We start from the raw sequence: 9,192 nt of genomic DNA on the forward strand, positions 1-9,192 counted from the left end.
GGTCGCGACCCATGAGTGAGGATCTGTTGGGCAAGGGCGCGCTGGTCAGCGGCGCGAGTCGCGGCATCGGGTACGCGGTGGCGGCGGAACTGCTGCGGCGCGGGGCGAATGTGCTGATCACCGCCCGCAAGCCGGAACCGCTCGCCGAAGCGGCCGATCGGCTGCGGGCGCTGGGCCATCCGGGCACGGTCGTCGCGCTGGCGGGCAATTCGGGTGACGAGGCGGCGCGCGCCGAACAGGTGGACACCGCGGTCGCCGAATTCGGATCCCTGGACATCCTGATCAACAACACCGGTATCAACCCCGTCTACGGATCGCTGATGGAGGCCGACCTCGGGGCGGTGCGCAAGATCTTCGACGTCAACGTGGTCGCGGCACTGGGCTATGTGCAGCAGGCCTACCGGGCGTGGATGGGTGAGCACGGCGGCGCGGTGGTGAACCTCGCGAGTGTGGCCGGCATCCGCTCGACGGGTGTGATCGCCGCCTACGGCGCGTCCAAGGCGGCCCTCATCCGGCTCACCGAGGAACTGGCCTGGCAGCTGGGTCCGTCGATTCGGGTCAACGCCGTCGCGCCGGGTGTGGTCAAGACGAAATTCGCCGACGCTCTGGTCACCGACAACGAGGAGGCCGTGGCCGCGACCTATCCGCTGCGGCGCCTGGGCACGCCCGAGGATGTGGCCGCGCTGGTCGGTTTCCTGGTCTCCGATCAGGCCGCGTGGATCACCGGCGAGGTCGTGCGGGTCGACGGTGGCCTGCTCGCGACCGGCGGTATCTGAGCCGGAGGACCGCACACTCCGTCAGCGGAAGGCGAGGGCCCCGAGGATGTCTTCGTGCCGGTACTTCAGGTACTTCTTCACGGTGTTCTCGTCCACCGAGCCGGTGGCGGTGGCGAAGGTGATGACCAGGAACTGCTTTTCGGCGTCGTCCTTCCATTTGCCGGTCGCGAAGTTCGAGATGTAGGTGCCGGGCCGCAATGTCAGATCGTCGTCGGTGTAGGCGTCCGGTGCGGCCGCGGCCTTCTCGCTGCTCGACATGCCGACGATGAATTGGGTCAGCATCAGCGAACCACCCTCGGCCTTGTACACCATCTCCGCCGCGTACTGACACCCCAGCGAGGTGAGTTTGCCGCCGACCTCGATATCGGCGCAGCTGGGATGATCGCGCCCCTCCACCCAGTCGGCGTGCAGTTCCACATCGCCGGCCTTGAAGTTCCAGTCGTGCCCGTATTCCTGATAGCTCAGGTGGCTGGAGGTTCCGGGACTCGCACTGGTGGTGGGTGCCGCGGTGGTGGTCCGGGGGTCGGTGGTGGCGGGGACGAGCGCGGGAGTGCTGGTTCCGGCGGCCTGGTTGTCGCCGCCGGAGTCGCGGGTCGCGACCACGACGATGCCGCCCGCGATCACCAGCAGCGCGATCACGCCGAAGACGATGCCGACGATGAGCCCGGTGTTGTTCTTCGGCGGCGGTGGTGTGGGGTAGCCGCCGGGTGCGGGCTGCCCCCAGTTGGGCGCGGGCATCTGCTGATCCCACGCCGGTGTCTCCCACCCGCCGGGCGCCGCGTCCCAGCCCGAGCCGGGCTGGTTCGGGTCGCGCCCCCACCCCGCGTCGTGGGGTTGTTGCGGGCCGTAACCGTACGGCCCGGGTCCGGGGGGATACGTCATCTGCTGCCACCTTCCGCGTCCCGGGGCAGCGCCCTCCGCGGTCGTGGTCTCCCCCCGGGCATCGTGGGTCGACGATACCGGACCCGACACACCCGTCGTGATGCGACGGGCGGGCACACCGCGGCCGGTCGATCTGCTGCAATGGCGGCATGAGTGCCGATCTCATCGTCTGCGGGCTCGGCCCGGCGGGGCGGGCGCTGGCGCATCGCGCGGCCGTCCACGGACTCGCCGTGACCGCGATCGATCCGCATCCGTGGCGCCGCTGGCCCGCGACCTACGCCACCTGGGCCGACGAATTGCCGGATTGGTTACCGCCCCGGGTGGTGGCCGCGACGGTCGAGCGACCGCTCGCCCGGGGGACGCGGGAAGTCGAGATCGACCGCGCCTACCAGGTTTTCGGCACCGCCGCGCTACAGGACGCGCTGGACCTGTCCGGGGTGCGGGTGATCGCCGACCGGGTGCTGGACATCGAGCGAGGCGAGCGGGTGCGGCTGGCCTCGGGACGGATCCTGACCGCGCGCCGCGTGGTCGACGCGCGCGGACTGGCCCGCGACGCGCGGCGGGCCGAGCAGACCGCGTACGGCATTGTGCTGCACCGTGATCGCGAACCGGCGGTGTTCATGGACTGGTCCCGCGACAACGGTGCCGGCGTCGACGCACCGGCGTCGTTCCTGTACACGATCCCCCTGGACGGGGACCGCGTGCTGTTCGAGGAAACCTGCCTGGCCGGGCGGCCGGCGATCGGCCTCGACGAGTTGCGGCGCCGGCTGGAACACCGATTGCGCTGCCGGGGAATCGAATTCGGTGCGGACGCTCCGGTCGAACGGGTGCGCTTCCCGGTCGAGGGCGGCCGGGCCCGCGACGGCGTCTTCGGGGCGGCGGGCGGACTGCTGCATCCGGCGACCGGTTACAGCGTCGGCGCCGCACTCGCCGCGGCCGACGCCGTCGCCACCGGTCGCAGTCTGTGGCCGGTTTCGGCGCGGCTGGTGTTCGCCCTGCGCAGGGCCGGACTGCGGGCGCTGCTGGCGCTGCCGCCGCACGAACTTCCGGCGTTCTTCGACGCGTTCTTCGCCCTGCCGCCGGACCTGCAGCGCGCCTACCTGTCCGGGCGTACCGATCCGCGCGGCACCGCCGCCGCGATGACCGCGCTGTTTCGCGCGTTGCCGTGGCCGCTGCGCCGGGTCCTGGCCGCGGCAGCGGCCGGTGTACCCGTCGCGGCCGCGACCGGGGTGCGCGCCGGTCAGCCGTGATCGAAGACCAGTGCGGTGGTGTTGTCGGTGGCACCGGCCGTGATCGCCGCCTCGACCAGGGCGTCCGCGGCGGTCGACGCGGAGTCGGCGTCGGCGAGGATCTGCTTGATCTCGGTCATCGCCAGGGTCTTGTGCACCCCGTCCGTGCTGAGCAGCCAGCGGCCGGTGCCCGTGCCGGTGATGCCGTGGCCCACCGCGTCCGGCCGCACGGTCCGCGCCGAGGTCGTGACCATGTGGTGCATCCGCGGTGCGACGGTGACGCCGCGGGCGTTCATCATCTCGGCGACGGTGTGGTCGCTGGTGATCTGATGCAGCACTCGCCCGTTCCAGTGGTAGGCCCGGCAGTCGCCGACCCAGGCGATGTCACAGGGTCCGTCGATGCGGTCCGGTGTCGGGCACACGGCCACGACCACCACGCTGTCGGCGGAGGGCTCGGGGAATTCGCGCAGCAATTGCTGCTGTGCGGCAAGGATTCCCGCGGCCGCGCTGCCACCAACGGCCACCCGTGCCGCGACCTGCGCCACGCTGCGCGCCGCGCGCGCGGCCAGCAGATGATCGCCGATGCCGTCCGCGACGGCGAAGGCGCTGCGTCCGACCGCGGAGTCGATATAGCCCGACACCGCGTCGGCATTGAGCGATCGGCCGCCGCGCCGGCTGACCGAATGCGCTGTGATTCCCGTGAGCCGCATCAACTCACGCCGTGTGATTGCCGTCGTCACCGCTGTGTGCACGGCCGACCTCCTCGACTGCCCCTGCCGACTGCGGTTCCGTTCGTTCTCGCCGGCGATCGCCCGGACAGCGACCGGCGCCGAAACTGCCCTGAACAGAACTCGCCTGCTCAGACTATGTCAGCCGGGACCGTGCTCAACCTGTGAATACGGCCACGAGTTCATCACAGGCCGCCGTCCGGGGCCGGATCGTGGTGGCGATCCGCCACCTTCGGCGCCCGAAATGCCTGGAACACCCCGCTTCGATCGACCACGCGAACGTGCCCGTGACCGGTACGACGCCGACGCTTCGCCCGGCTGTGACCTGCGCCGGACGCAGGGCCGCGGTCATCTCGGCTCGGGCGGCCCCGCCACCGTCGCGGTGAGCGCGCGGATCTCGCTCACCAGCTGATCCAGCGGGGTGCCGGTGGGGAACACCGCCGCCGCGCCCGCCTCGAGAAGTCTCGGCACATCGGCCTGCGGGATGGTGCCTCCGACCACGACCGCGATATCGGCGGCGTCGGCGGCGCGCAGCCCCTGCACCACCTTGGTGGTGAGTCCGAGATGCGCGCCGGAGAGAATGCTCAGCCCCACCACCGCGACATCCTCGGCCACCGCGATCGACACGATCTCCTCGACGCGGCGGCGGATGCCGGTGTAGACGACCTCGAAACCGGCGTCGCGCAGCGTGCGGGCGACGATCTTCGCGCCACGATCGTGACCGTCGAGCCCGGGTTTGGCGACCAGTACGCGCGCGGGCATCAGAACACCACCGGCTGCCGGAATTCGCCCCACACCGATTTCAGCGCGGAGGTCATCTCCCCCACCGTGCAGTAGGTGTTGGCGCAGTCGATGAGCCGGTGCATGAGATTCTCGTCTCCCTCGGCGGCGCGTGACAGCGCCGACAGCGTGGCGGCGACCGCACCGGAATCCCGGTCCGCCTTGACCTTGGCCAGTCGCTTCAATTGCAGATCCCTTCCGGCGGCATCCAATTCGTAGGTGCCGATCTCGGGAGCGGGTTCGTCGGAGGTGAATCGGTTGACCCCGACGATCGGGCGTACACCGGATTCGATGTCCTGGTGGGCGCGGTAGGCCTCGTCGGCGATCAGGCCCTGCAGATAGCCGTCCTCGATACAGCGGACCATGCCGCCGTGCGCGTCGAGATCCGCCATGATCTCGACGATCCGCTCCTCGGTCGCATCGGTGAGCGCCTCCACGAAATAGGAGCCGCCCAGCGGATCGGCCACCCGCGTGACGCCGGTTTCGTAGGCCAGGATCTGCTGGGTGCGCAGCGCCAGTGTCGCCGATTCCTCGCTGGGCAGGGCGAACGGTTCGTCCCAGGCGGCGGTGAACATCGACTGCACTCCGCCCAGCACCGAGGCCATCGCCTCGTAGGCCACGCGCACCAGATTGTTCTGCGCCTGCGGTGCGTACAGCGAGGCGCCGCCGGAGACGCAGCCGAACCGGAACATCGACGCGCGGTCGGTCGTGGCGCCGTAGCGTTCCCGCACCAGCGTGGCCCAGCGTCGCCGGCCGGCGCGGTATTTCGCGATCTCCTCGAAGAAGTCGCCGTGGGTGTAGAAGAAGAACGAGATCTGCGGCGCGAACTCGTCGATACTCATGCGGCCGCGTTCGACCACGGTGTCGCAGTACGTGACTCCGTCGGCGAGGGTGAACGCCATCTCCTGCACGGCGGTCGCGCCCGCGTCGCGAAAGTGCGCACCGGCCACCGAGATCGCGTTGAACCGCGGCACCTCGGCGGCACAGAATTCGATCGTGTCGGCGATCAGCCGCAGTGAGGGCTGCGCCGGCCAGATCCAGGTGCCCCGCGACGCGTATTCCTTGAGGATGTCGTTCTGGATGGTGCCGGTCAGCTTCGCGCGTGCGACGCCCTTGCGTTCGGCGGCGGCCACGTAGAACGCCAGCAGGATCGCGGCGGTGCCGTTGATGGTGAAGCTGGTGCTGATCTTGTCCAGCGGGATCGAGTCGAACAGGATCTCGGCGTCGGCGAGGGTGTCCACGGCCACGCCCACCCGGCCGACCTCCTCGCTCACCTCGGGATCGTCGGAGTCGTAACCACATTGGGTCGGCAGATCCAGGGCCACCGACAGGCCGGTGCCGCCCTGCTCGAGCAGATAGCGATAGCGGCGGTTGGATTCCTCGGCGGTGCCGAAACCGGAGTACTGCCGGAAGGTCCACAGTCGCCCGCGGTAACCGGTGCCGAAATTGCCGCGAGTGAAGGGATATTCGCCCGGCGGCGGTGGTTCGGCGACGCGATCGCCCGGGCCGTAGACCGGGGCGAGCGGGATGCCGGAAGAGGTCTGGACGTCGTCGTTCATCCTTGAATACGTTACTTGCAAAAAAAGAGAATGCCAATACCATCAGAGGCGAACGACTGACTTCGAGGAGCGTCATGCCCGCATATCCGTTGGCCGGCCGCACCATGGTCGTCTCCGGCGCAAGCCGCGGGATCGGCCTGGCCATCGCCGTCGCCGCGGCCGCCCGGGGCGCGAATATCGTGCTGCTGGCCAAGACCGCGCAACCGCATCCGAAACTCCCCGGCACCGTCCACACCGCGGTGGCCGAGATCGAGGCCGCGGGCGGGAAAGCCGTGGCGGTGGTGGGCGATGTGCGGCGCGAGGAGGATGTGCGGCGCGGACCGCGGTCGACCGCTTCGGCGGCATCGACATCTGCGTCAACAACGCCGGCGCGATCACGGTGGAGCCGACCGACGGTGGCGGCGAGCGGCCGATCCCGGACCTGTTCCTCGGCTGACCGCACGACCTATACGAATCCCCTGCCGCACAACTCAACTCGTGACCCGGAGGTACTGATGCAGCCGCCCGTCGATATCGCGGTCCGCCGGATACTGGACTACTTCGGCACCTGCCCGCGCTGCGGCTACGCCGCGGAGGCGGTGCGCACCGTCCGCACCTTCGCCGACCATCGCCGCGAAGTCGAGATCACCGCCAGTTGCGGCCTGCCCTGCGGCTGGTACGGCGCGGCGCCGCTGACCACCATGACCGGTGCGCACGCGGGGGTCCGGTCGTGACCGGCACGATCGAACCGACCGCCGCCACCGACGTCGCGCACATCGGCCACTGGATCGACGGCGGCCTCCGGCCCGGCGTCGCCGCGCGCACGGCCCCGGTGACCGATCCCGCCACCGGACGTGTCACGGGCGCGGTCGCCATGGCCGGACCCGAGGAGGTCCGCGCCGCCGTCGAGTCCGCGGCGGCCGCCTTCCCAGGCTGGCGCGACACCTCGCTGGCGCGGCGCACCTCGATCATGTTCCGCTTCCGTGAACTGCTCGACGCCCGCAAATCCGAACTGGCCGGACTGATCACCGCCGAACACGGCAAGGTGTTCTCCGACGCCCTCGGCGAGGTCTCCCGCGGCCAGGAAGTGGTCGAATTCTCCTGCGGCATACCGCATCTGGTAGAGGGTGGCTTCACCCAGAACGTCTCGACCGGCGTGGACGCGTACTCGGTGCGAGCCCCGCTGGGCCCGGTCGCGATCATCTCGCCGTTCAACTTCCCGGCCATGGTGCCGATGTGGTTCTTCCCTCTGGCCGTCGCCACCGGCAACACCGTCGTACTCAAACCCAGCGAGAAGGATCCGTCGGCGGCGCTGTGGCTGGCGAAGCTGTGGGAGGAGGCCGGACTTCCGCCCGGCGTCTTCAATGTCGTGCAGGGTGACAAGGAGGCCGTGGACGCGCTGTTGCTGGACCCGGCGATCAAGGCGGTCTCCTTCGTGGGCTCCACTCCGATCGCCGAGTACGTCTATGCCACGGCCACCGCGACCGGCAAACGGGTGCAGGCCCTCGGCGGCGCCAAGAACCACGCCGTGATCCTTCCCGACGCCGATCTGGACCTGGCCGCCGACGCGCTGGTCAATGCCGGATACGGTTCGGCCGGGGAACGCTGCATGGCGATCTCGGTGGCCGTCGCGGTCGGCGATATCGCCGACGACCTGGTGGCCCGGGTGGCCGAGCGGACCCGCGGCCTGCGCCTGGGCGACGGGCACGGCGAGGCCGATATGGGCCCGCTGATCACCCGCGCCCATCGCGACAAGGTGGCCGCCGCCATCGACACCGCCGAGGCCGCAGGCGCCCGCATCGTCGTCGACGGTCGCGGCGCGATCGGCACCGCCGACGCCGATATCGATGTGTCCCAAGGGTTCTGGCTCGGGCCGACGCTGCTCGACCACGTGACCCCGGAGATGGCCGCCTATCGCGAGGAGATCTTCGGCCCGGTCCTCTCGGTGGTGCGGGTCGACGGATACGAGCAGGCCCTCGACCTGATCAACGGCAATCCCTACGGCAACGGCACCGCGATCTTCACCAACGACGGCGGCGCGGCCCGGCGCTTCCAGTACGAGGTCGAGGTCGGGATGGTCGGCATCAACGTGCCCATTCCGGTTCCCATGGCCTACTACAGTTTCGGCGGCTGGAAGAACTCGCTGTTCGGTGACACCCACGCGCACGGCGTGCAGGGCGTGCACTTCTTCACCCGCACCAAGGCCGTGACCAGCCGCTGGCTGGATCCGAGCCACGGCGGGCTGAATCTGGGCTTCCCGCGCAACGACTGACGCCCCGCGCAGCCGGGGCCGGGGCAGGGTCACCGCACCCCGGGCGCGGGCATATCGGTCACACTGAGCAGATGCCACGAACACGGATCCCCGCCGCACCGGCCGCCGCCCGCGCCGACAGCGCACGACGGTCGGAGATCCTGCGCGCGGCCGCGGACCTGTTCGCTTCGGCGGGATACGCCGGCACGAACGTGAAGGATGTCGCCGACGCCTGCGGCATCCTGCCCGGCAGTCTGTACCACCACTTCGATTCGAAGGAAGCGATCGCGGTCGAACTGCTCGAGCGCTATCACGCCGCACTGGACGCCGTGGCCCGGTCCGCACCGCCGCCCTCGGCGATCACGAGCGCCGACGGCGCCTTCGCTGTCGTGAACGGGTACGCCACCGCCCTCGCCGCCTGCGCACTGGAACACCGTGCGGCACTGCAGTTGTCGATCTACGAACCGCACACCGGCGCCGGGTCCGCGCTGATCGCCCTGGCCGCCGATCCGCCGGTCGCGCCGATCGCGGCCATGCGCGCGTTGCTGGACGCGGCCGCCGCGCACGGATACCTCGCCGCCACCGTGGATCGGTCGGTGCTGGCCGAACAGTTGTGCCAGACCATGCTGCACATCGGCCTGTCGGTCCTGCATCGCGAGAATTCCGCCGACCGCGTCGCGACCGTGGTGTGCCGCCTGCTGCTCGACGGCCTGCCCGCCGAGCCGGCCTCCCCCGCCGCACTCGATCGCTCGGCGGCCCTGCGCGCGGCGCACGACAGCATCGCCACCTGGGCGGCGCCCGACGGCACCGGCGACGACGACCGCACGGCGCGGCTGCGTGCGGTGGCGCGGGTGGAATTCGCCCGCCGCGGTTACGAGGCGACCACCATGCGCGATATCGCCACCGCCGCCGGAATGGGCGCGGGCAGCGTGTACCGGGCCGTGGAATCGAAACAGGCGCTGCTGGATTCGATCATGGGGTCGTTCCACGACGAGATCTCGCGCGCCT

The 9,192-nt window shown here is 70.3% G+C and carries 9 protein-coding genes and 1 pseudogene; 6 read left to right on the forward strand and 4 right to left on the reverse strand.

Annotated features, from left to right (window positions below):
• Positions 1-11: 11 nt before the first annotated feature.
• Positions 12-776, forward strand: a complete 765-nt coding sequence (locus tag ON23_RS11885; protein WP_039778156.1) for an SDR family oxidoreductase — start codon at positions 12-14, stop codon at positions 774-776.
• Positions 777-797: 21 nt separating this feature from the next.
• Here ON23_RS11885 and ON23_RS35885 read toward each other — a convergent pair whose 3' ends face one another.
• Positions 798-1,658: a hypothetical protein gene (locus ON23_RS35885; protein ID WP_143859948.1), complete on the reverse strand. Its 861-nt coding sequence runs from the start codon at positions 1,656-1,658 to the stop codon at positions 798-800.
• A gap of 149 nt (positions 1,659-1,807) precedes the next feature.
• On the opposite strand from ON23_RS35885, the gene ON23_RS11895 reads away from it, so the two are divergent.
• Positions 1,808-2,908 carry a lycopene cyclase family protein gene (locus ON23_RS11895; RefSeq protein WP_051042493.1) on the forward strand — a complete coding sequence of 367 codons (1,101 nt, stop codon included), beginning with the start codon at positions 1,808-1,810 and terminating at the stop codon, positions 2,906-2,908.
• Here ON23_RS11895 and ON23_RS11900 read toward each other — a convergent pair.
• From ON23_RS11900 to ON23_RS11910, 3 genes are all read right to left on the reverse strand, one after another.
• On the reverse strand, positions 2,899-3,639 hold the full coding sequence (locus ON23_RS11900; protein ID WP_051042497.1) for a PP2C family protein-serine/threonine phosphatase: 741 nt from the start codon (positions 3,637-3,639) through the stop codon (positions 2,899-2,901). The two genes, ON23_RS11895 and ON23_RS11900, sit on opposite strands and share 10 nt — an antisense overlap.
• A gap of 324 nt (positions 3,640-3,963) precedes the next feature.
• Positions 3,964-4,377, reverse strand: coding sequence for a cobalamin-dependent protein (locus tag ON23_RS11905; RefSeq protein WP_039778157.1), 414 nt, complete (start codon positions 4,375-4,377; stop codon positions 3,964-3,966).
• Positions 4,377-5,954, reverse strand: a complete 1,578-nt coding sequence (locus ON23_RS11910) for a methylmalonyl-CoA mutase family protein (protein ID WP_039778158.1) — start codon at positions 5,952-5,954, stop codon at positions 4,377-4,379. The genes ON23_RS11905 and ON23_RS11910 overlap by 1 nt, the downstream gene beginning before the upstream one ends.
• Before the next feature lie 74 nt (positions 5,955-6,028).
• On the opposite strand from ON23_RS11910, the pseudogene ON23_RS11915 reads away from it, so the two are divergent.
• The 4 genes and pseudogenes from ON23_RS11915 to ON23_RS11930 all read left to right on the forward strand — a co-directional run.
• Positions 6,029-6,345, forward strand: a pseudogene (locus tag ON23_RS11915) (SDR family NAD(P)-dependent oxidoreductase); the annotation flags it as partial.
• 103 nt (positions 6,346-6,448) lie between these two features.
• Complete coding sequence (locus tag ON23_RS11920; protein ID WP_039778159.1) at positions 6,449-6,667, forward strand: hypothetical protein; 219 nt, start codon at positions 6,449-6,451, stop codon at positions 6,665-6,667.
• Between the two features lie 41 nt (positions 6,668-6,708).
• Positions 6,709-8,205: a CoA-acylating methylmalonate-semialdehyde dehydrogenase gene (locus tag ON23_RS11925; RefSeq protein ID WP_039778172.1), complete on the forward strand. Its 1,497-nt coding sequence runs from the start codon at positions 6,709-6,711 to the stop codon at positions 8,203-8,205.
• 71 nt (positions 8,206-8,276) lie between these two features.
• On the forward strand, positions 8,277-9,192 hold a 916-nt coding region (locus ON23_RS11930; RefSeq protein WP_039778160.1), incomplete at its 3' end, for a TetR/AcrR family transcriptional regulator.

The organism is Nocardia cerradoensis NBRC 101014 (assembly GCF_000308535.1).
Lineage (GTDB): Bacteria > Actinomycetota > Actinomycetes > Mycobacteriales > Mycobacteriaceae > Nocardia > Nocardia cerradoensis.

Bases quoted from the DNA above. Each gene is read 5' to 3' on its own strand.
- ON23_RS11885 (WP_039778156.1), top strand. From the start codon at position 12: ATGAGTGAGGATCTGTTGGGCAAGGGCGCGCTGGTCAGCGGCGCGAGT.
- ON23_RS35885 (WP_143859948.1), bottom strand. From the start codon at position 1,658: ATGACGTATCCCCCCGGACCCGGGCCGTACGGTTACGGCCCGCAACAA.
- ON23_RS11895 (WP_051042493.1), top strand. From the start codon at position 1,808: ATGAGTGCCGATCTCATCGTCTGCGGGCTCGGCCCGGCGGGGCGGGCG.
- ON23_RS11905 (WP_039778157.1), bottom strand. From the start codon at position 4,377: ATGCCCGCGCGCGTACTGGTCGCCAAACCCGGGCTCGACGGTCACGAT.
- ON23_RS11920 (WP_039778159.1), top strand. From the start codon at position 6,449: ATGCAGCCGCCCGTCGATATCGCGGTCCGCCGGATACTGGACTACTTC.
- ON23_RS11910 (WP_039778158.1), bottom strand. From the start codon at position 5,954: ATGAACGACGACGTCCAGACCTCTTCCGGCATCCCGCTCGCCCCGGTC.